The following is a 22,216-nucleotide window of genomic DNA, read 5'->3' as shown; positions in this document are numbered from 1 at the left end:
TTATGCACACATCGGCTGTACCTCCGACTCCCCCCTCACGCTGGCTGGACATCAAGTCCGGGATCGTCATCCTGGATCTGCTCCTGCTCTGCGCCATGCTGGCATGGCTCCCGTTTGACCCCATGGTCAACAAGGGGCTGGCCATCCTAATCTTCATCGCCATCCTCTGGCTGACCGAGGCGGTGAACATCACCATCACTGCCATCTCCATCCCGGTGCTCGCCACCCTGCTCGGGGTGTTCGACATGAGCAAGTCGCTGACCGACTTTGCCAACCCCGTCCTGTTCCTCTTCTTTGGCGGCTTTGCCCTCGCTGCAGCCCTCTCCAAGCAGGGACTCGACACCCAGATCGCCGGCAAGGTGATGCAGCTCGCCAAGGGACACCTGGGCTGGGCTTCCATCGTGCTCTTCACCATCACGGCCGCCCTCTCCATGTGGATCAGCAACACCGCAACCGCGGCCATGATGATGCCGCTGGCCCTCGGCATGCTGAAAGGGCTGGACGTTCACAAGGAGCGCCGCACCCTTGTCTTCGTGCTGCTTGGCGTCGCCTATAGCGCCAGCATCGGTGGCATCGGCACACTGGTGGGCAGCCCCCCCAATGCCATCGCCGCCGCCCAGATGGGCTTGGGCTTCACCGACTGGCTGGAGTTCGGCATCCCCGTGGTGATCATCTTCATGCCGGTAGGCATCGGCCTGCTCTACTGGGTGACCCGTCCCAATCTCTCCCACCAGGTCAGCACCGAGCAGGTCACCATCGAGTGGACAGGTCAGCGCAAAGTGACCCTGGCCATCTTCCTGACCACGGTGCTGCTGTGGATTGGATCCCAGCCTCTTGCCAAGGCGCTGGGCGGCATTCCCCAGTTCGATACCCTGATCGCCATGGGCGCCATCCTGGCCATCGCCGTCAGCCGCGTCGCCAGCTGGGATGACATCAACCAGAACACCGACTGGGGCGTGCTGCTGCTGTTCGGGGGTGGTCTCACCTTGAGCGCCATCCTCAAGCAGACCGGGGCCAACGCCTTCCTGGCGGAGCACCTCTCCAGCGGCCTCTCCTCCATGCCCATCTTCGTGATCCTGCTCTGCCTGGCCGCCTTCGTGGTGTTCCTGACCGAGCTGGTCTCCAACACCGCCACTGCCGCGCTGCTGGTGCCGCTGTTCGCCGGGGTGGCCGAGGCACTGGGGGTCTCCCCCATCGTGGTCTCCGTGCTGATCGCCGTCGGCGCCTCCTGTGCCTTCATGCTGCCGGTGGCAACGCCTCCCAACGCCATCGTCTTCGCCAGCGGCCATATCCAGCAGCGGGAGATGATGCGGGCCGGCCTGGTACTGAACCTGGTGTTCACCGTCATCCTGACCATGCTGGCCTATTTCATGGGGGATATCCTCCACTGAGGTTCGCCCCCTAATGCCCCTCCAAGCCCCGCATCGCCGGGGCTTTTTCTCGCCCCGAAACCACCGCACTCCCTACCCGCGACATCACGGCGACATTAACTTGCACTTAAGAAATCGCCTCCATGATGCTGACAACGGCCATCACGCAGCCATGGCTGACGATGGCGATGATCATGGACATCACGACAAGGGGATCACCTCATGGGTAAGACGATGCAGAACAACCGTGAAATCAAGGTATGGGATCCGGTGGTCAGGGTATTTCACTGGGCCACTGTGCTGTTGTGCGTGCTGAATCTCTTCATCCTTGAAGAGGGGGCGCGCAACCACCGCTATGCGGGATATGCGCTGGCCGGACTGCTGGCACTGCGCATCGTATGGGGATTCATCGGCTCCTATCATGCCCGCTTCGCCCAGTGGCTGCCGACACCGACCGGCGTCATCACCTATCTCAAGGAAACGATCAAGGGGCGCCACCCCTACTACGCCGGTCAAAATCCTTTGGGGTCCTTGATGATACTGCTGCTGTTGACCTGCCTTGTCGGCACCGCCGCCAGCGGGATCATGACCGAATACGGGCCGCTCTCCGGCACCCATCGCATGGAAGAGATCCACGAGTTCTTTGCCAAGGGGCTGCAGGTGGCCATCTTCGTCCATGTACTGGCCGTCATCGCCCTGGATCGTCTGGTACGGGGTGATCTCGTCAGGGCGATGATCACCGGCAAGAAACGGGTGCCGGCGGACACCCGGGTGGTCGACAGGCCCTGAGCCTCCCTCAGCCCGACAGATGAAAAAAAACCCCGCATCGCGGGGTTTTTCACAGGAGCAGACATCAGCCGACGCTGCAGCTCGTCAGTTTCCAGATACGGTCTACGTAATCCTGGATGGAGCGGTCGGAGTTGAACTTGCCCATGGTGGCAGAGTTGATGATGGCTTTCTTCGCCCACAGGGCCGGATCCCGGTACCAGGCATCGATCAGCTTGTGCGCCTCGGAGTAGGACTCGAAATCCGCCAGTGTCAGGTAAGGGTCTCCCCCTTCCAGCAAGGAGCGCTTGATGGAGGCCAGCTCACCCGGACGACCCGGCGTGAAGTAGTCGGTATCAAACCAGTCCAGCACGGCTTTCAGCTCGGAGTTGGCGTAGTAGAAGTCATACGGGTTGTAGCCGCGCACCTTCAGGGACTTCACCTCGTCCACATTCAGACCGAAGATGGCGCAGTTCTCGGCACCCGCCTCTTCGGCGATCTCGATGTTGGCTCCATCCAGCGTCCCGATGGTGATGGCACCGTTCAGCGCCATCTTCATGTTGCCGGTACCGGATGCTTCGTAACCTGCGGTGGAGATCTGCTCGGAGACATCCGCCGCCGGGATCAGCTTCTCGGCAAGGCTCACGCGGTAGTTCGGCATGAACACCACTTTCAGCTTGCCCTGAATACGGGCGTCGTTGTTGACCCGCTCCGCCAGCTTGTTGATGGCGTAGATGATGTCCTTGGCCAGCTTGTAGCCGGGCGCCGCCTTGGAGCCGAAGATGAACACCCGCGGATGCATGTCATAGTCCGGGTTCGCCAGCAGGCGACGGTAGAGCGCCATGATGTGGATTAGGTTCAGTTGCTGGCGCTTGTACTCGTGCAGACGCTTGATCTGGACGTCGAAGATCGCCTCCGCGCTCACGTCGATGCCGGTTTCCGCCTTGATGACCTTGACCAGCTTCTCCTTGTTGTGGCGCTTGATGGTCATGAACTGCTGCTGGAACGCCTTGTCGTCGGCAAACTTCACCACGCTGCGCAGCTTGTCCAGTTGCAGCGGCCACTCCTTGCCCACCACCTCGTTGTAGAGTTCGGCCAGTTCCGGGTTGCAGGCCAGCAGCCAGCGACGGGGAGTCACACCATTGGTGACGTTGCACATCTTCTCGGGCCACAGCTCGGCATACTCGGGGAAGAGATCTTCCTTCACCAGCTTGGAGTGGATCTCGGCCACGCCGTTCACCTTGGAGGAGCCGATGACGCACAGGTTGCCCATACGCACCTTGCGCACGTCACCCTCTTCGATGATGGAGAGCTTGGCCTTGATGGCATCGTTGCCCGGCCACTTGGGCTCCACCAGCTCGTTCAGGAAGCGGGCGTTGATTTCATAAATGATCTCGAGGTGACGGGGCAGTACCTTCTCGAACAGGCTGACGGACCACTTCTCCAGCGCTTCCGGCAGCAGGGTGTGGTTGGTGTAGGAGAAGACCTGATAGCAGATGCCCCAGGCGGTATCCCAGTTCAGCCCCTCTTCGTCCACCAGCACGCGCATCAGCTCGGGGATGGCCACGGTGGGGTGGGTATCGTTGAGCTGGATGGCGATTTGCGCGGCAAAGTTGCTGAAGTCACTGCCATGCACCCGCTTGTAGCGACGCATGATGTCCTTGATGGAGCAGGCGCAGAAGAAGTACTGCTGGATCAGGCGCAGCTCCTTGCCGGCGTCGGTCTCATCGTTCGGGTAGAGCACCTTGGAGATGGTCTCGGCCTGGGCCTTCTCGGCCTGGGAGTCGATATAACCACCGGCGTTGAACACGTCCCAGTCGAAGAACTCGGAGGCGCGGGATTCCCACAGACGCAGGATGTTGACGGTGTGACCACCGAAGCCGACCACCGGAATGTCCCAGGGCACCCCTTTGATCTTGCGACCGGCGTGCCACACCTTCTTCAGGCCACCCTTGTCACCAAAGACGGTCTCCACGTAGCCGTAGAGCGGGATCTCCTGCACCGATTCCGGGCGGCAGATCTCCCAGGGGTTGCCATATTCGCGCCAGGAGTCCGGACGCTCGATCTGACGGCCATCCTGAATTTCCTGACGGAACAGGCCGTGCTCGTAGTGGATGCCATAGCCCACCGCCGGGTAGTTCAGAGTGGCCAGGGAATCGATGAAGCAGGCAGCCAGACGACCCAGGCCGCCGTTGCCAAGGGCCATGTCAGGCTCTTGTTCACACAGATCGGTCAGTTCCAGACCAAGTTCACCCAGCGCCTCTTCACAGACTTTGTAGAGGGAGAGGTTGTGCAGGTTGTTGGAGGTCAAACGCCCCATCAAAAATTCAGCAGAGAGATAGTGAATCGCACGAGTATCTTTCTTGAAGTGAGCCTGCTGAGTACGGGTCAGGCGCTCGTACACCTGTTCATTGACGGCGGCAGCGGTCGCTTTCCACCAGGCATCCGGAGAGGCTTTCTGTTCGCTTGTACCCAAGGTAGAACGCAGGTGACGCACGATACTCGCCTTGAGCTGATCTTTATCCAGTTGGAGATCCTGGTCTGTCTTCTTCTTGGTAGCCATAAACCATTTTCCTTCGTTACAAATAAAAAATGTCATCCCATCGGGTGGACCGGCGCTGTTGTTATCTCAGAATATGCTCCGGCGGGGGCATACTAGCTAAAGCCAAGGGTTTAAAAGTTAACGTGAGTCACACTTTAACGCATAAAAATGACAGTTTCACCATGAAAACCCTTTCCTTTAGCCAGCCTGAATGAAATATAAATTTCGTTTTAAATCATAGTGATATAAGAAAACAAAAAAGATAGTTTCATGAATAGGTTTTCAATGATTGCCTGTGACTGAAAATACGTGAAAATAACCGCCGACTAGGGAGAAATTGAAAGCGCTTTCAATTCACACCCCCTCGTCAGGTAATAAAAAGGATGCCCCAATCGGAGCACCCTTTGATTTCAATTAACCATGTGCCTTGAACTGATTGCTCATAGGGTCGTAGTGATACCCGATCTGTTGCAGACGGGTAGCCAGCTGATCTTCTGTCATGTCGTAGTAAGCCAGCAGCTCTTCCAGACCATCACACTCCAGCCGCAGCTTCTCGTTGATGATCCCGAGCAGAATGTTCGCATCCAGTCGTTGCAAGGTACTAACGTCCATCTCGCTCCCTCCTCTCCCTATACAGGACTGTATAACCATGAGCGCCGACCCGAAGTTTGTCTACAGGTTAAAAAACACCCTGTATAAGGAAGATATAAATATCCTTTTTAATCATGTAGTTAAAGTCATCTCCTGTTAATCGGCTCACACTTTTAGCCACAAATGACTTGTCACTCCTTGCGAACAGAAATACTGTATGTGCATACAGCATGGTTATTCATACAGGAACGACATATGAGCCAGCCCCTGAATCTTTGCCCCCCCTCCTCCTCTGCCGGTCTGATCACCACCTGGCCCACTCGCCATCAGAGCAAGATGGGACAAGAGCAGCGGCGCGGCCCTCTCCATCAGGAAGCGCCGCTGCTGGATGCCCTGGGGCAACTGAGTCAGTCTGACAGTGGCTGGATCCTGCTCGTCGCCCCGCCCGGTCTGCCCGCCGCCGCGCAATTGCAGGCCAGAGGGATCAATCCTGCCAGGGTGCTTGTCGTGCACGCCCCCAAGATCAAGAATTGGCAGCGCCTGCTGGAGCAGAGCCTGATCAATGGTCACTGCGCCGCCGTGCTGACCTGGCTGCCCGAACAGGTCGCCCTGGACCGGAGCACATTGAGCACCCTGGGCCAGCGTGCCGGTGTCCTGACCCGCTTCTTCGAGCCCGCAACCCCTCTGGGTGGGGCACTGAACTACGGCGGCCAGGATATCTACCTGAACCACTGATCGCCCCTTCGGCGTGACAGCCAATGCGCCGGCATTGCCCACCGGGTTATCCAGGCTTCCGACCCGGGATGCCATGGCGACAAAGACAAAGCAGCACAGCAGCACAGCAGCACAGCAGCACAGCAGCACAGCAGCACAGCAGCACAGCAGCACAGCAGCACAGCAGCACAGCAGCACAGCAGCACAGCAGCACAGCAGCACAGCAGCACAGCAGCACAGCAGCACAGCAGCACAGCAGCACAGCAGCACAGCAGCAGTAAATTTGCTCAGGCCCAGACCGTCAAATGGGGCCCGCAAAAAAAGGCGACCCGAGGGTCGCCTTTCAACATGCTGCTGTACGGGGGCTAATCGCCCTCCGTTTGCATCGAAGTCCGATTGATCAAGCCAGCTTGGTCTCCAGCTCGGCAATTTTGGCGGACCAGTAGGCCGGGCCGGTCTCGTGGATGTTGTTGCCCTGGGAGTCGACCGCCACGGTGACCGGCATGTCTTCCACCTCGAACTCGTAGATGGCCTCCATCCCCAGATCGGCAAAGGCCACCACGCGCGCCTTCTTGATGGCTTTCGCTACCAGATAGGCGGCGCCGCCCACCGCCATCAGGTAGACAGCCTGGTGCTGCTTGATGCTCTCGACCGTCTTGGGGCCGCGCTCGGACTTGCCGATCATGCCGATAAGGCCGGTTTCTCCCAGCATCATGTCGGTGAATTTGTCCATCCGGGTGGACGTGGTGGGGCCAGCCGGGCCGACCACCTCGTCACGCACCGCATCGACCGGGCCCACGTAATAGATGAAGCGGTTGGTGAAATCGACCCCTTCCGGCAGTCCTTCACCTTTTTTCAGCATGTCGGCGATGCGCTTGTGGGCGGCGTCGCGGCCGGTCAGGATCTTGCCGGAGAGCAGCACGGTATCACCGCTCTTCCAGCTGGCAAGCTCTGCCTTGGTGATGCCATCCACGTTGACCCGGCGCACATTGCCACCGGACTCACGGGTGATCTCCGGCCAGTCTTCCAGCCTGGGGGGTGTCAGCTCCGCCGGGCCGGAGCCATCGAGTTCGAAATGCACGTGACGGGTGGCGGCGCAGTTGGGGATCATCACCACGGGCTTGGAGGCGGCGTGGGTCGGTGCGGATTTCACCTTCACATCCAGCACCGTGGTCAGGCCGCCCAGCCCCTGGGCACCGATCCCGAGCTTGTTGACCTTGTCATAGAGCTCGACCCTCAGCTTCTCTTCGGTGGTCTCGGGACCACGGGCAATCAGCTCCTGGATGTCTATGTGCTCCATCAGAGCTTCCTTGGCGAGCACCGCCGCCTTCTCGGCGGTGCCGCCGATGCCGATGCCGAGCATGCCGGGCGGGCACCAGCCAGCCCCCATGGTCGGCACCGTCTTGAGCACCCACTCCACGATGTCGTCGGAGGGATTGAGCATCACCATCTTCGATTTGTTTTCGGAGCCGCCGCCCTTGGCCGCGATACTCACTTCCACCTTGTTGCCCGGGATCATGTCGATGTGCACGACAGCGGGGGCATTGTCTTTGGTGTTCTTGCGGCTGCCGGCCGGATCCGCCAGCACGGAGGCGCGCAGCGGGTTGTCCGGATTGGTATAGGCGCGGCGGGTGCCCTCATCCACCATCTCCTGGACCGTCATGTCGCTGTCCCACTGTACCTGCATGCCGATCTTGACGAAGCAGGTGACGATACCGGTGTCCTGACAGAGCGGGCGATGACCTTCGGCAGACATGCGGGAGTTGATCAGAATCTGGGCCAGGGCATCTTTGGCGGCCGGGTTGATCTCGCGGTCATAGGCGGCCTTGGCGGCCTGCACGAAATCGAGGGGGTGGTAGAAGGAGATGTACTGCAGGGCGTCAGCAATGGAATCGATAAAGTCCTGTTTTCTAATGATGCTCATATCATCCTCACTGGTCCTTGTTATCGCTTGCGCGAGCAAGGGCTTCCATATGAGCCGGGCCTTCGGCAGGTGGCAAATGCACCTGGAGCCGGCAGACTGCGGCGTGTTTTTATAACGGTGTTTTTCTTAAAAATGCCGGCGGCCATGATACGCTTGACCACCCGAACCGGCTAGGGAGCCGGGCGCAAACTGTTGCCTATGTAACAAAAAATGAAACCAAGACTGCATATCCACCATTTCGACCCGCAGGCCTCGCTCCACACCTGGTTTGCCTGCCTGCAACACCAACCCTGGGCCATCCTGCTGGAGTCCGCCGGCCCCCTGGGGGCTGACAACGGTTTTGACATCATCAGCGCCGATCCGCTTGCCACCCTGGAAACCCGGGGTACCAGCACCTGCCTCACCCAGGATAACCACCAGCACCATCATGACGGCGATCCCCTCGCCCTGCTCGCCAAGACCCAGCAAGCCCTGCTTGGGGAGCGCGTTGAGGATGACTCGGGATTGCCGTTTATCGGGGGAGCCCTGGGACTCTTTGGCTACGATCTGGGCCGACGATTCGAGCGTCTGCCCGCAGTGGCGCAACAGGACATCCAAGTGCCCGACATGGCGGTCGGGATCTACGACTGGGCGCTGCTGCGAAATGTCGCGACGGGACACTGGCAACTGGCCCACTGGGGTGATGAAGCCGGCCTCGCCCGCAGGCTCGACTGGCTGATGGCGCAGCGCGAACGAACCACCCTCCCCCTTCGCCTGACCGGCCCCTGGCAGAGCAACATGACGCGGGCCGAATACGGGGACAAGTTTGCCCGTATCCAGGCCTATCTGGCGGCGGGGGATTGTTACCAGATCAACCTGACCCAGCGCTTCAGCGCCCCTTATCAGGGAGATGAATGGTCCGCCTATCTCGCCCTGAGCGCCGCCAACAAGGCGCCGTTCTCCGCCTTTGTCCGCCTGCCGCACAGCGCCATTCTGAGCCTCTCCCCGGAGCGTTTCCTGCTGCTCGACAAGCGCCATATCGAGACCAAGCCCATCAAGGGCACCCGGCCTCGCCACCCTGATCCCGCCCAGGATGCCAGGGTGGCCGAGTCGCTCGCCAGCGCCGACAAGGACAGATCGGAGAACCTGATGATCGTCGATCTGCTGCGCAACGACATCGGCCGGGTGAGCCGGCCGGGGTCGGTCACGGTCCCGCACCTCTTTGCCGTGGAATCCTTCCCGGCGGTGCATCATCTGGTTTCCACCATTCACGGAGAACTGGATGCGCGCTGGCAAGAAGTGGATCTGCTGCGGGCCTGCTTCCCCGGCGGCTCCATCACAGGGGCTCCCAAGATCCGGGCGATGGAGATCATCGAGGAGCTGGAACCGGTGCGGCGCAATGCCTACTGCGGCAGCATCGGTTATCTGAGTCAGCACGGAAGGATGGATACCAGCATCTGCATCCGTACCCTGATCGCCGAAGCCGGTCAGCTGCACTGCTGGGCGGGGGGCGGCATCATCGCCGACTCCGATCCCGACGCCGAATATCAGGAGACCTACGACAAGGTGGCCCGCATCCTGCCACTGCTCGATGCCCTTTGACCCCATCCGGCCCTGCGGGGCCGACACAAGGAGACCCATGGAGATGACGAGTGCCGAGCTGCTGACCCGCTTTTTGCTGCAGCGCCCCGCCCCCGCCCATCGCCTGGCACTGGCCGGGCTCAAACCTGCCGCCGTGTTGATCCCCCTGGTGGAGCGCCCCGAGGGCCTGCACCTGCTGCTGACGCGCCGCAGCGCCGCCCTGCGCCACCACCCGGGGCAGATCAGCTTTCCCGGCGGGCGCCAGGACCCGGAAGACCGGGACCTCATTCACACCGCGCTCAGGGAAACCGAGGAGGAGCTTGGCATTCCCCCCTCCCAGATCCGGATCATCGGCAGCCTCACCCCTCTCAATACCGTCTCACGCTACGATGTGCTGCCGGTCCTCGCCATGCTCGACCCAGGCTACGGGCTGACCCTGAGCCAGGACGAGGTGGCCCAGGCCTTCGAAGTCCCCCTCGCCCACGTGCTGGATCCGGGGCAGCACATAGCCCTGAGCCTGCCAAGGGCGGACGGACGTCACACCATCTATTGGATCCCTTGGGAGCAATCTTTCATCTGGGGGGCCACTGCCAGCATGATCCGCCAGCTTGCCCAACACATCTCGACATAACATTTCGACAACATGATGAGGTGGGAAATTATCCAGTTAACATTCAAATAACACTGCATTTGATAAATAAATTTTGATTTTTTATTCTTTTGATCACATTTCTACAAGAAAGTACGGGTTTTAGCCGCACAAAGGTGAATTTGATCAACATTTTTGATTAAAAAGAAAGTATTCTTGCGCCGACTAATTAAAACCACACATTCGGGGTGAGACACATGTCCAATACTGTCACTGGCGCACAGGATGTTACAGCCGCACAGGAGCAAGGAATCAGCTCGGTCCAATCTCGCGGTTGGAGTAAACAAGACACCACCTGGGTGATCAGCCTGTTCGGTACCGCCGTCGGTGCAGGTATCCTGTTCCTGCCCATCAACGCCGGCATGGGTGGCTTCTGGCCGCTGGTAGTGATGGCGCTGCTGGTCGGCCCCATGACCTACCTGGCACACCGTGGTCTGGCGCGCTTCGTGCTCTCCTCCAAGCAGCCCAATGCCGACATCACCCAGGTGGTGGAAGAGCACTTCGGCGTGGGTGCCGGTAAATTGATCACCCTGCTCTACTTCTTTGCCATCTACCCCATCGTGCTGATCTACGGCGTGGGCATCACCAACACGGTGGAAAGCTTCCTGGTCAACCAGTTGCAGATGACGCCGCCCCCGCGCTGGATCCTCTCCATCGTGCTCATCATGGCCATGATGTCCGTGATGCTGGCTGGCGAGAAGCTGATGCTGAAAGTGACCGAGTTCCTGGTCTATCCGCTCATCGCCATTCTGGCGGGCATCTCCCTGTACCTGATCCCGGACTGGACCGGTGCGGCCCTGAATGAAATGCCGAGCACCAAGGATTTCGCCACCACCCTGTGGCTGACCATCCCGGTGCTGGTGTTCTCCTTCAACCACAGCCCGGCCATCTCCAGCTTCGCCCTGGCTCAGCGCCGTGATCACGGTGAGCATGCCGTCGCCAAGTCCGACGCCATCCTCAAGCGCACCGCCATCATTCTGCTGGGCTTCGTGATGTTCTTCGTCTTCTCCTGCGTGATGAGCCTGACGCCGGCCCAGCTGGCAGAAGCCAAGTCCCAGAACATCGCCGTGCTCTCCTACCTGGCCAACCAGCATGCGAGCCCCATCATCTCCTACTTCGGTCCGCTGGTTGCCTTCGTGGCCATCGTCTCCTCCTTCTTCGGCCACTATCTGGGTGCCCGTGAAGGTCTGAAAGGGATGATCGTCCAGAACATGCGCAGCTCCGGCAAGGCACCGAACCACAAGAAAGTGGAGCTGTTCATCATCGCCTTCTTCATCCTGACCCTGTGGGGCGTGGCCGTGATCAACCCCTCCATCCTCGGGATGATCGAATCCCTGGGTGGCCCCATCATCGCCACCATCCTGTTCCTCATGCCCATGTACGCCATCAAGCGCGTTCCGGCCATGGCGAAATACCAGGGTCAGATCAGCAACGTCTTCGTGGCGACCATGGGCCTTATCGCCATCTCCGCCATCCTTTATCAACTGGTCGGCTAAGCCTTCCTGCGATACCGTCGGGCCAGCATCTGGCCCGGCGCCTCCCACAGCCCGGCAGATCTCCTCTGCCGGGCTGTGTTCGTTGTGATCATAAGGTACTGGGCTCAGATGATCAGAGCCCCCTGCCCTCAAATCAGAGACAGCCCTTTCACCCACTCTCTTTCCCCTTGGTGACAGCTTGCCGCTCATATTCCTTCCCCAATGACACACGACCAAGACGTACTGTGTTATCCCGTCATCTGCTGCGCGCCATCGGCCTTGCCAGACAGAACACCAGAGCCCTTGTCCTTACCAGGAACGCCCGCTCTTCGGGGTTTAGCCCAGAGAGCCGACACCCCCACCCAATGGAGCCTTTCTTCAAGGTACTCAGGGAAAGTACCGGCTACAGGGCGCAGGCAAACCGCCGAGAGGGCCTTGACCGGGCTTCCCGTACAGCGTCCGAAGAGCAGATGACCCCTTCGGTCACCAGAGGGGATGTCACACGCCGCCATGCTGACAGCACAATCAGCCCGATATGCCCGGCGAATGCAGCGCCGGGCACGTTTGTACAGGGAATGGCTTGTTGGCGGTGGCGAGAACACGTAAGGCAGCCAACGGGCCCCTCCCGAGAAATCACACAGGGGGATCCGAGCACTGTCAGTGCCATGACACGGCGAGAAGGTGCAGGGCGCCTGACGCGCGCGCAAATAAAAAGCGCCCTCCGAAGAGGGCGCCTGTGCAGAGCGGAAAGTCTGAGGGGATCAAGCTTCGCGGCTGGGGACCGGGGCGGCATCCAGCAGGCTCTCATCCTCGGCCATGCAGGCCGCCGCAGTGAACAGCACGTCGGTGGAGCTGTTGAGGGCCGTTTCGGCGGAATCCTGCAACACCCCGATGATGAAGCCAACGGCCACCACCTGCATGGCGATGTCGTTGCTGATACCGAACAGGCTGCACGCCAGCGGGATCAGCAGCAGGGAGCCGCCCGCCACACCGGAAGCGCCACAGGCACTGATGGTGGCGACGACGGAGAGCAGAATGGCGGTTGCCATGTCCACTTCCATCCCCAGGGTATGCACCGCCGCCATGGAGAGCACGGTAATGGTGATGGCGGCGCCGGCCATGTTGATGGTGGCGCCCAGCGGGATGGAGACCGCATAGGTGTCTTCCGGCAGGCGCAGCCTCTCGGCCAGGGCCATGTTGACCGGAATGTTGGCGGCGGAGCTGCGGGTGAAGAAGGCGGTCACACCGCTCTCTTTCAGGCAGGTCAGCACCAGGGGATAGGGGTTGCGCTTGATCTTCCAGAAGACGATGAGCGGATTGACCACGAAGGCGATGAACAGCATGCAGCCGATCAGTACCACCAGCAGCTGGGCATAGCCAAACAGCGCATCGAAGCCGGTTTCAGCCAGGGTGGAGGCAACCAGGCCCAGGATGCCGAGCGGAGCGCAACGGATCACGGCCTTGACGATGGCGGAAACCCCGTGAGACACATCGGAAATCAGTGATTTGGTGCTCTCATTGGCGTGACGCATGGCGATACCAAGGCCGATGGCCCAGGCCAGGATGCCGATATAGTTGGCTTCCAGCAGTGCTTTCACCGGGTTGGTCACCACGTTGAACAGCAGGGTCTGCAGCACTTCCGTGATGCCCCCCGGCGGCGTGATCTCGGTAGCGCCTGCCACCAGATGCAGGTTGGAGGGGAAGAGGAAGCTCGCCACCACTGCCACGGCAGCCGCCAGGAAGGTACCCAGCACATAGAGCAGCAGGATCGGTTTCATGTTGGTCTTCTGACCCTGCTTGTGGCCGATGATCGCCGACATCACCAGCACGAAGACCAGCAGCGGCGCCACGGCCTTCAGGGCGCCGACGAACAGGCTGCCGAGCAGACCCGCCGCCTTGGCCCACTCGGGCATGAACATCGCAAGAAGGATACCGAATACCAGACCGACTAGGATCTGGCTAACCAGACTGGTGCTGTTGACCAGTCGAATGAGGGGGTGTTGTTGTGTCATCAAGTAGTCCCTGTGCACTCATGGTGCGTGAATCATTAGTCCTGTTGGCAACCAGCCCCGCGCATTGGCACCGGTCCGTTGACGGTGACGCCGTGGGCAGCTCTTCTGGTGGATCTGTCCCGTTCGCGTGGGGTTGCGGACAAGAATATCCCATCTGCCATGGTTTTTTTCCACATAATCACTGAAAAATATCAGGGTTACCTCACAAAAAATCTACAACAATGTGATAACACAATATCAACCACGGTCAAAATGTCACCAAACCAGTCCGATCATCGGCCACCACTGGGCCAGAAGTGATATGATGACGCCCTTTTTCAGGGAGCCTTGCCATGATCACCTCTTTATTGACCCGACACTTCGGCTTTGATCGCTTGCGGCCCGGGCAGGAAGCGGTGATCAGTCGTCTGCTGGCCGGCAAGAGCGCCGCAGCCATCTTCCCGACTAGCGCGGGGAAATCCCTCTGTTATCAATTGCCCGCCCTCGCACTGCCCCACCTGACCCTGGTCATCTCTCCCCTGCTGGCCCTGATGCACGATCAGCTCGCCTTTTTGCGCAGCAAGGGGATCGCCGCCGCCACTCTGGACTCCAGCCAGACAGCGGAAGAGAGCCGGCGCGTGATGCAGCAGGCCAGCGATGGCCAGCTCAAGATCCTGATGATTTCGGTGGAGCGCCTCAAAAATGAGCGCTTTCGCCGCTTCATCGCCCACATCCCCCTGTCACTGCTGGTGGTGGACGAGGCCCACTGCATCTCGGAGTGGGGCCACAACTTTCGCCCCGACTACCTCAAGCTGCCGGATCATCGCCGTGAACTGGCCATTCCCCAGGTGCTGTTGCTGACCGCCACCGCCACCCCGGCCGTCATGGCGGACATGCAGGCAAAATTTGCCATCGACCGGGACGATCTGGTGGTCACCGGTTTCTACAGACCCAATCTGGATCTGGCCGTCCTCCCGCTGGCAGGCAGTGCCCGCGATACCTGGCTGCGCGAGGAGCTGCACCGGGATCCGGCCGCCCCCACCATCGTCTACGTGACTCTGCAACACAGCGCAGAGCAGTGCGCCGCGCAGCTACAGGCCAGCGGCATCCGGGCATGCGCCTACCATGCGGGGCTCGATCCCGCCCTGCGCAGCCAGATCCAGCATGACTTCATGGCTGGCAGACTCGACTGCATCGTGGCCACCATCGCCTTTGGCATGGGCATCGACAAGGCCGACATTCGCCGGGTCATTCACTACGACCTGCCCAAGTCCATCGAGAACTACAGTCAGGAGATAGGCCGCGCCGGACGTGACGGGCTTCCCTCCCGCTGCACCGTGCTGGCGAGCCGCGCCCAGTTGCCGGTACTGGAAAACTTCGTCTATGGGGATACGCCGGACAGGGACGCCATCGCGCACTTGCTCGATATCGTGCGCCAGAGCGGCGCCGAGTGGGAATTCAGCCTGCTGCGCCTCTCCAACGAGACCAACATTCGCCAACTGCCCCTCAAGACCCTGCTGGTCTATCTGGAGATGGCGGGGGTCATTGCACCGGCCTACAGCTACTTTGCCGAGTACCGCTTCAGGTTCGTACTGGAAAAACAGGCGATCCTCGCTCGTTTCAATTCCGAACGCCGCCAGTTCCTGGAGCAGGTCTTTGCCTGCGCACCCCAGGCGCGCACCTGGTGCACCATGGACTTCGAAGCGCTGTGGCAGGGATACCAGGGGGAACGCCAGCGCGCCGCGACGGCGCTGGACTACCTGCAGCAGCAGGGTTGGATCGAGCTTGAAAGCAAGCAGATGACCGAGGTCTATCGGGTGCTGAGCCAGCAAATCGATACCGCGACCCTGGCCGAAGAGCTGCATGGATTGTTTGAAAAGAAAGAGCAGAGCGAGCTGGCCCGCCTTCAGGCACTGCTGGCCTTTTTCACCTCGACCACCTGCCTCAGCCATGAGCTTGCCCGCTATTTTGCCGACGACGCCGCCCCCGAGCGCTGCGGGCACTGTTCCGTCTGCCGGGGAGAGATCGCCGTGTTGCCGCCGTTGCCATCACCGGGCTTGCCCAACGAGCACGGTTTGCGCGCCTGGTGCGATCCGCTGATCGCCCTGTGCCATCAGCGCCATCCCAGGATCCTGACCCGTTTCCTGTGTGGCATCGCCACCCCGCTGACGACCCGTCTCAAGGCCAGGGATCTGGCCGGTTTTGGCCAGTTGGCGGACCATCCCTTCGCCGAGGTGCTGGCGGTGGTGTCAGCCCTCTATCCCGCCGAATCCTGAGCTTGCAGGTTTGGCGCCGTTCAGGCGCTGAAAAAATAAGACCCTCGCGGATGCGAGGGTCAAGCCAACGGAAACGTGCTTAAACAGAGCTTAGTATCTGCACAATCACCCACTCTCTTGCTAAAGCGATGACTGCTCGACACAGGGCCAATCTAGAGCAGCCAGAATGTAGCGTCAATGTAAAAATTAGAGCAAAAGCATCAAACAAATAACGTTACGTTGACGTAAGCGACACGTCTTTTTACCCTCTATTCCCTGCCGCCCTTGCCCTTGCTGGCACCGCCCCCTGACAAAACAGAGCGTCACCATTTTCTCCCTCTGGCACACAAAGATTTATTTTTTATGTCTTTGACATTTGCATCACTGTCGTGGCAAAAATAATTTAACAGTCAGTAACATAGGTATGTCACTTACTGCTTCTTCCCGCACGAGGATCGGGAAGCTCCCGCACAAACTTAAACCAATGATGGCGATGGATTACTGGGGGCTGTTGACTAGGCTTAAGAGGTAAACAGAACAAAAGTAGTGATCCACTCTTTTTCAGGGCAAGCGACTATAACGAGGGCTAAGTTATGGGCATCTTCGAGCACTATCAACAGCGGTATGAGAAGGCCAGAGAGGAGGAGTACAGCATCCAGGAGTTTCTGGATATGTGCAAACAGGACAAATCCTGCTACGCCTCTGCCGCCGAACGTCTGCTGACCGCCATCGGCGAGCCGGAAATGATCGACACCTCGACCAATCCACGTCTCAGCCGTCTCTTTTCCAACCGCGTCGTCGCACGTTATCCCGCTTTCAAAGACTTCTATGGCATGGAAGAAGCCATCGAACAGATTGTCTCCTATCTCAAACATTCCGCTCAGGGTCTGGAAGAGAAGAAACAGATCCTCTATCTGCTCGGACCAGTTGGCGGCGGTAAATCCTCGCTGGCAGAGAAACTCAAATCCCTGATGCAAAAAGTGCCCATCTATCGCATCAAGGGCTCACCAGTGAATGATCACCCCTTCTGCCTGTTTGACATCGACGAAGATGGCGAAATCCTCGAGAAGGAGTACGGCATCCCTCGCCGTTATCTGCGCCCCATCATGTCTCCCTGGGTCGCCAAGCGCCTTCACGAGTTTGGCGGCGACATCACCAAGTTCAAGGTGGAGAAGGTGAACCCCTCCATCCTCGATCAGATCGCCATCGCCAAAACCGAACCGGGGGACGACAACAACCAGGACATCTCCTCCCTGGTCGGCAAGGTCGATATCCGCATGCTGGAACACTTCGCCCAGGATGATGCCGATGCTTACTCCTACTCCGGTGCGCTATGCAAGGCAAACCAGGGGATGATGGAGTTCGTCGAGATGTTCAAGGCCCCCATCAAGGTGCTGCACCCGCTGCTGACGGCGACGCAAGAGGGGAACTACAACGGTACCGAAGGGCTCTCCGCCCTCCCCTTCGACGGCATCCTGCTGGCCCACTCCAACGAATCCGAGTGGCAGCAGTTCCGCAACAACAAGAACAACGAAGCCTTCCTCGACCGTGTTTACATCGTCAAGGTGCCCTACTGCCTGCGCGTCTCGGAAGAGGTGAAGATCTATGAAAAACTGCTGTTCAACAGCGAGCTGACCGAGGCCAAATGCGCACCGGGTACTCTGGAGTTGCTGGGCCAGTTCTCGGTGCTGTCGCGGCTCAAGGAGCCGGAAAACTCCAGCCTCTATTCCAAGATGCGAGTCTATGACGGCGAGAGTCTCAAAGACACGGATCCCAAAGCGAAAAGCTATCAGGAGTACCGGGATTATGCGGGGGTTGACGAGGGCATGAACGGCCTTTCCACCCGTTTCGCGTTCAAGATCCTCTCCCGTGTCTTCAACTTCGACCACGCGGAAGTGGCAGCCAACCCGGTGCACCTCTTCTATGTGCTGGAGCAGCAGATAGAGCGCGAGCAGTTCCCGCAAGAGCTGCACGATCGCTATCTGGAGTTCATCAAGGGTTACCTGACTCCGCGCTACGTCGAGTTCATCGGCAAGGAGATCCAGACCGCCTACCTCGAGTCGTATTCAGAGTACGGTCAGAACATCTTCGATCGCTACGTCACCTACGCCGACTTCTGGATCCAGGATCAGGAGTATCGTGACCCAGAAACCGGCCAGCTGTTTGACAGAGCGTCTCTCAACAGCGAGCTGGAGAAAATTGAAAAACCTGCCGGGATCAGCAACCCGAAAGATTTCCGCAACGAAATCGTCAACTTCGTGCTGCGTGCCCGGGCCAACAATGCAGGCCGTAACCCCAACTGGACCAGTTACGAGAAGCTGCGCACCGTGATCGAGAAGAAGATGTTCTCCAACACGGAAGAGCTGCTGCCGGTTATCTCCTTCAACAGCAAAACCTCGGCTGAGGAGCAGAAGAAGCACGATAACTTTGTCGAACGGATGATGGAGAAAGGCTACACACGTAAACAGGTGCGGCTGCTCTCCGAGTGGTATCTCAGGGTACGCAAGTCATCCTGACCCTGCCGTGTTCAAGGGGGAGTTATGGCGCATTTTATCGACCGCAGGCTCAACGGCAAAAACAAAAGCGCTGTCAATCGGCAGCGCTTCATCCGCCGCTACAAGAAGCAGATAAAACAAGCGGTCTCGGATGCTGTCTCCAAGCGCAGCATTCAGGACGTGGACAAGGGTGAGAGCATCAGCATCCCGACCAAGGACATCGGGGAACCCCATTTTCATCAGGGTCATGGCGGCAAACGGGAGATGGTGCATCCAGGCAACGACCAGTTCGTATCTGGTGACAAGATTGACCGGCCCAAAGGGGGTGGCGGCGGCCAAGGGAGTGGCGAGGGCCAGGCTTCGGATCAAGGAGAGGGAGTCGATGATTTCGTCTTCCAGATCTCCAAGGACGAGTACCTGGACTTGCTGTTCGAGGATCTGGAGCTGCCGCGGCTGCAAAAGACCCAGCTCAACCAGCTGATGGAGATGAAGACCTATCGGGCCGGCTACACCTCCAACGGGGTGCCTGCCAACATCAACGTGGTGCGCTCCCTGCAAAATTCGCTGGCGCGGCGCATGGCGCTGCAGGCAGGCAAGAAACGTCAGTTGCGTGAACTGGAGGAGCGCCTGGCCCAGCTGGCTTGCGAGCCCAACGACCATTTCGCCGAAATGGCGCAACTTGAAAAAGAGATCAGGGAGCTGAAACGACGGATCGATGCGGTCCCCTTTATCGACACCTTCGACCTCAAATTCAACAACTTTGTCAAACGGCCCGTCCCCTCGAGCCAGGCGGTGATGTTCTGCCTGATGGACGTCTCCGGTTCCATGGATCAGGCTACCAAGGAGATGGCCAAGCGTTTCTATATCCTGCTTTATCTATTCCTGAGCCGGACTTACAAGAATGTCGAGGTGGTCTACATCCGCCACCACACCCAGGCCAAGGAGGTGGACGAGCACGAGTTCTTCTACTCCCAGGAGACCGGCGGCACCATCGTCTCCAGTGCGCTCAAGATGATGAACGACATCATCAACGAACGTTATCCCGCCAACCAGTGGAACATCTATGCGGCGCAGGCCTCTGATGGTGACAACTGGGCCGATGACTCACCCCAGTGCAGGGAGATCCTGATGCGCGACATCATGCCGCGGGTGCGTTACTACTCCTACATCGAGATCACTACCCGCGCCCACCAGACCCTGTGGCACGAATATGAGGCGGTGGCAGAGCAATACGCCCACTTCGCCATGGAGCACATTCGCAAGGTCGAGGACATTTATCCGGTGTTCCGGGAATTGTTCAAGAAGCAAGCGGCTTGAGGGATCACATATGGTAGAAACCGCAAGAAAGATAGCGCCGCTGGACGATGGTCCTGACTGGAACTTCGATCTGCTGGAGCTTTATCACCAGGAGATAGCCCGGGTCGCCAAATTCTATCGGCTCGACACCTATCCCAACCAGATCGAGGTGATCACTGCAGAGCAGATGATGGATGCCTACTCCAGTGTCGGCATGCCCATCGGTTATCAACACTGGTCATTCGGCAAGCGCTTTATCCACACCGAACGCAACTACAAGCGCGGCCAGATGGGACTCGCCTACGAGATCGTCATCAACTCGGACCCCTGCATCGCCTATCTGATGGAAGAGAACACCATGCCGATGCAGGCGCTGGTCATGGCCCACGCCTGCTATGGTCACAACTCCTTCTTCAAGAACAACTATCTGTTCAAGGCCTGGACCGATGCCTCCTCCATCATCGACTACCTGTTGTTTGCCAAGAACTACATCACCGAGTGCGAGGAAAAACACGGCATCGATGCGGTGGAGAAACTGCTTGACTCCTGCCATGCCCTGATGAACTTCGGGGTGGATCGTTACAAGCGGCCCCAGAAGATTTCTCTGGCCGAGGAGAAACGGCGCCAGAAGGCGCGGGAAGATTATCTGCAAACCCAGGTCAATGAGCTGTGGCGTACCCTGCCCAAGCAGCACAAGATTGCCGGGGTGGAAGACAGGCGCTATCCTGCCGAGCCTCAGGAGAACATCCTCTATTTCATCGAAAAGAATGCCCCCCTGCTCGAGCCCTGGCAGCGCGAGGTGGTGCGTATCGTGCGCAAGATCAGTCAGTACTTCTACCCGCAGAAGCAGACGCAGGTGATGAACGAGGGCTGGGCCACCTTCTGGCACTACACCATTCTCAACCACCTCTATGACGAGGGAAAAATCAGCGATCGCTTCATGCTGGAGGTACTGCACAGCCACACCAACGTGGTCTATCAGCCCCCCTACAACAGCCGGTATTACTCGGGGATCAACCCCTACGCCCTTGGCTTTGCCATGTTCACGGACCTGCGTCACATCTGCGAACACCCGACCGAGGAGGACAGATACTGGTTCCCCGATTACGCTGGCACCAACTGGGTCGAGACATTGCATTTCGCCATGCAGAACTTCAAGGACGAAAGCTTCATCAGCCAGTTCCTCAGTCCCAAGGTGATGCGCGACATGAAGCTCTTTGCCATCGATGACGACGATCTGAAGAACTACCTCAAGGTGTCCGCCATTCACAATGAAGAGGGCTACCGACTGGTGCGTAGCACCCTGTCCGCTCAATACAACCTGAGCAACCTGGAGCCCAACATTCAGGTCTACAACGTGGCAGTGAAAGGCGATCGCTCCCTGACCCTGCGCTATGTTCCCCACAACCGCATCCCCCTTGGCGAGTCACGCCACGAGGTGCTCAAGCATCTGCATCAGCTGTGGGGCTTCGATGTGGTGCTGGAGCAGGACAATGGCGAGCTATCCGCAGATATCATCGGCCGTTGTCCGGACCGCAAGAGCATGACCTGACGTCAGTGCCGGGCATAAAAAAACGCGCCATCAGGCGCGTTTTTCTTGGATCAGGGCAATCAGTTGTCACACAGGTTGCTTGGCATGTCCTGACGCAGACGGGTCCAAAGCTTGCCAGACTCGATGCCGTACTGGCGTACCGTCATGAACACGGCTTCGTGATCCTTAGTTTCGGCCAGCTTGCGCAGCGTCTTGTAGTAGGCATCTGCGGTTTCCCGCGCCTGTTTGTCCGAGAAGTAGTAGCGGCCAACCCGGCTATATAAGCCCTTGAAACCGTTGAGAATCAAGGCATAGATGGGGTTGCCCGAGGCAAATGAAAGCTGGTGATGCAAACGGTAGTCGAAGTCCGCATAGGCCTCGGCCGTGTTCTCCACATCATCGGCACCCCGCAAGATCTCGGCGGCCTGTTCCGGGTTGTTGCGAATGGCGCCACGGATGAAGATGGTGCAGATGTTGGTCCGGGCGGAGAGCAGCTGTGCCACCAGATCCGGCACCTTGTCCTGATCGAGACGTGCCAGTGTCTCCAGAATGTTGAGACCGGAGGTTTCCCAGAAATTGTTGACCTTGGTCGGTTTGCCATGCTGGATGGTGAGCCAGCCATCACGGGCAAGGCGCTGCAACACTTCACGCAAGGTAGTGCGAGTCACGCCGATCAATTCGGACAGCTCGCGCTCCGCCGGTAGAATGGATCCAGGAGGAAAGCGATTGTTCCAGATGGACTCGATGATGTATTCCTCGGCAAACCCGGCAGGGCTTTGCGCTTTAATGACCATGTAATGACTCTGTTGTAGTGCGTAAAAAGGCCCCCGAATAATAGCAAAGCCGGTCATGCTGGCAAGCAGAAGGTCGGTCCTCTGCTCACATTACCCCGATCTTTTTGTTAAAAATATGTATGCGGCGACAAGTGAGGAGTCAACCAACACCAAATGATGGGAATATAAGCGTTTGCTCGCTGGGCAAGTTCAGCGACCTTATTTATAGTTATCGCTCCCTTGATTAAAATCATGTGCAATCAATCTGATACAGGTGAATATCCG

At 58.8% G+C, this 22,216-nt stretch carries 16 protein-coding genes; 11 read left to right on the top strand and 5 right to left on the bottom strand.

The window, feature by feature from the left end; translation table 11 throughout:
* Nucleotides 1-2 precede the first annotated feature (2 nt).
* Together PG887_RS10790 and PG887_RS10785 are read left to right on the top strand one after the other, a co-directional pair.
* Nucleotides 3-1,391 (top strand): SLC13 family permease, encoded by a 1,389-nt coding sequence (locus tag PG887_RS10790; protein ID WP_010674893.1) that lies wholly within the window; start codon nt 3-5, stop codon nt 1,389-1,391.
* A gap of 201 nt (nt 1,392-1,592) precedes the next feature.
* Nucleotides 1,593-2,159 (top strand): cytochrome b/b6 domain-containing protein, encoded by a 567-nt coding sequence (locus PG887_RS10785; RefSeq protein ID WP_010674894.1) that lies wholly within the window; start codon nt 1,593-1,595, stop codon nt 2,157-2,159.
* 64 nt (nt 2,160-2,223) lie between these two features.
* Here PG887_RS10785 and PG887_RS10780 read toward each other — a convergent pair whose 3' ends face one another.
* Complete coding sequence (locus PG887_RS10780; protein WP_010674895.1) at nt 2,224-4,698, bottom strand: glycogen/starch/alpha-glucan phosphorylase; 2,475 nt, start codon at nt 4,696-4,698, stop codon at nt 2,224-2,226.
* Between the two features lie 393 nt (nt 4,699-5,091).
* A complete protein-coding gene (locus tag PG887_RS10775; protein WP_005323525.1) occupies nt 5,092-5,289 on the bottom strand; it encodes a DUF4250 domain-containing protein in 198 nt (65 codons plus the stop codon).
* 234 nt (nt 5,290-5,523) lie between these two features.
* Here PG887_RS10775 and PG887_RS10770 point away from each other — a divergent pair, with 234 nt between their 5' ends.
* Nucleotides 5,524-6,003, top strand: a complete 480-nt coding sequence (locus PG887_RS10770; protein WP_270821664.1) for a cell division inhibitor — start codon at nt 5,524-5,526, stop codon at nt 6,001-6,003.
* Nucleotides 6,004-6,071: 68 nt separating this feature from the next.
* Entirely contained in the window at nt 6,072-6,263 is a 192-nt protein-coding gene (locus tag PG887_RS10765) for a hypothetical protein (RefSeq protein WP_128272815.1), read from the top strand.
* Between the two features lie 119 nt (nt 6,264-6,382).
* On the opposite strand, the gene PG887_RS10760 is transcribed toward PG887_RS10765, so the two are convergent.
* Nucleotides 6,383-7,906: a fumarate hydratase gene (locus PG887_RS10760; RefSeq protein WP_010674897.1), complete on the bottom strand. Its 1,524-nt coding sequence runs from the start codon at nt 7,904-7,906 to the stop codon at nt 6,383-6,385.
* Nucleotides 7,907-8,116: 210 nt separating this feature from the next.
* Between PG887_RS10760 and pabB the strand changes: the two genes are divergently transcribed.
* From pabB to PG887_RS10745, 3 genes are all read left to right on the top strand, one after another.
* Complete coding sequence (pabB, locus tag PG887_RS10755) at nt 8,117-9,487, top strand: aminodeoxychorismate synthase component I (RefSeq protein ID WP_050498229.1); 1,371 nt, start codon at nt 8,117-8,119, stop codon at nt 9,485-9,487.
* A gap of 43 nt (nt 9,488-9,530) precedes the next feature.
* A complete protein-coding gene (locus tag PG887_RS10750; RefSeq protein ID WP_029314598.1) occupies nt 9,531-10,097 on the top strand; it encodes a CoA pyrophosphatase in 567 nt (188 codons plus the stop codon).
* A 215-nt stretch (nt 10,098-10,312) separates the two neighbouring features.
* The gene (locus PG887_RS10745; RefSeq protein WP_270821662.1) at nt 10,313-11,611 is read left to right on the top strand and encodes a serine/threonine transporter; all 1,299 of its coding nucleotides are present in this window, start codon (nt 10,313-10,315) and stop codon (nt 11,609-11,611) included.
* A gap of 740 nt (nt 11,612-12,351) precedes the next feature.
* Here PG887_RS10745 and sstT read toward each other — a convergent pair.
* Nucleotides 12,352-13,602 (bottom strand): serine/threonine transporter SstT, encoded by a 1,251-nt coding sequence (gene sstT, locus PG887_RS10740; RefSeq protein ID WP_010674901.1) that lies wholly within the window; start codon nt 13,600-13,602, stop codon nt 12,352-12,354.
* A 332-nt stretch (nt 13,603-13,934) separates the two neighbouring features.
* Here sstT and PG887_RS10735 point away from each other — a divergent pair, with 332 nt between their 5' ends.
* From PG887_RS10735 to PG887_RS10720, 4 genes are all read left to right on the top strand, one after another.
* Nucleotides 13,935-15,857: a RecQ family ATP-dependent DNA helicase gene (locus tag PG887_RS10735; RefSeq protein WP_270821661.1), complete on the top strand. Its 1,923-nt coding sequence runs from the start codon at nt 13,935-13,937 to the stop codon at nt 15,855-15,857.
* Between the two features lie 572 nt (nt 15,858-16,429).
* On the top strand, nt 16,430-18,352 hold the full coding sequence (locus PG887_RS10730) for a PrkA family serine protein kinase (protein ID WP_010674903.1): 1,923 nt from the start codon (nt 16,430-16,432) through the stop codon (nt 18,350-18,352).
* Nucleotides 18,353-18,376: 24 nt separating this feature from the next.
* Complete coding sequence (locus PG887_RS10725) at nt 18,377-19,648, top strand: YeaH/YhbH family protein (RefSeq protein ID WP_010674904.1); 1,272 nt, start codon at nt 18,377-18,379, stop codon at nt 19,646-19,648.
* A 10-nt stretch (nt 19,649-19,658) separates the two neighbouring features.
* On the top strand, nt 19,659-21,179 hold the full coding sequence (locus PG887_RS10720; protein WP_270821659.1) for a SpoVR family protein: 1,521 nt from the start codon (nt 19,659-19,661) through the stop codon (nt 21,177-21,179).
* A 59-nt stretch (nt 21,180-21,238) separates the two neighbouring features.
* Here the strand turns inward: PG887_RS10720 and fadR are convergent, their stop codons facing one another.
* The gene (gene fadR, locus PG887_RS10715) at nt 21,239-21,952 is read right to left on the bottom strand and encodes a fatty acid metabolism transcriptional regulator FadR (RefSeq protein ID WP_010674906.1); all 714 of its coding nucleotides are present in this window, start codon (nt 21,950-21,952) and stop codon (nt 21,239-21,241) included.
* Nucleotides 21,953-22,216: the final 264 nt, after the last annotated feature.

It is taken from the genome of Aeromonas sp. QDB14 (assembly GCF_027707845.1).
Classification (GTDB): Bacteria; Pseudomonadota; Gammaproteobacteria; order Enterobacterales; family Aeromonadaceae; genus Aeromonas; species Aeromonas caviae.
The sequence above is the reverse complement of the archived record's forward strand: the minus strand, read 5'-3'. Positions and strand labels throughout refer to the sequence as shown.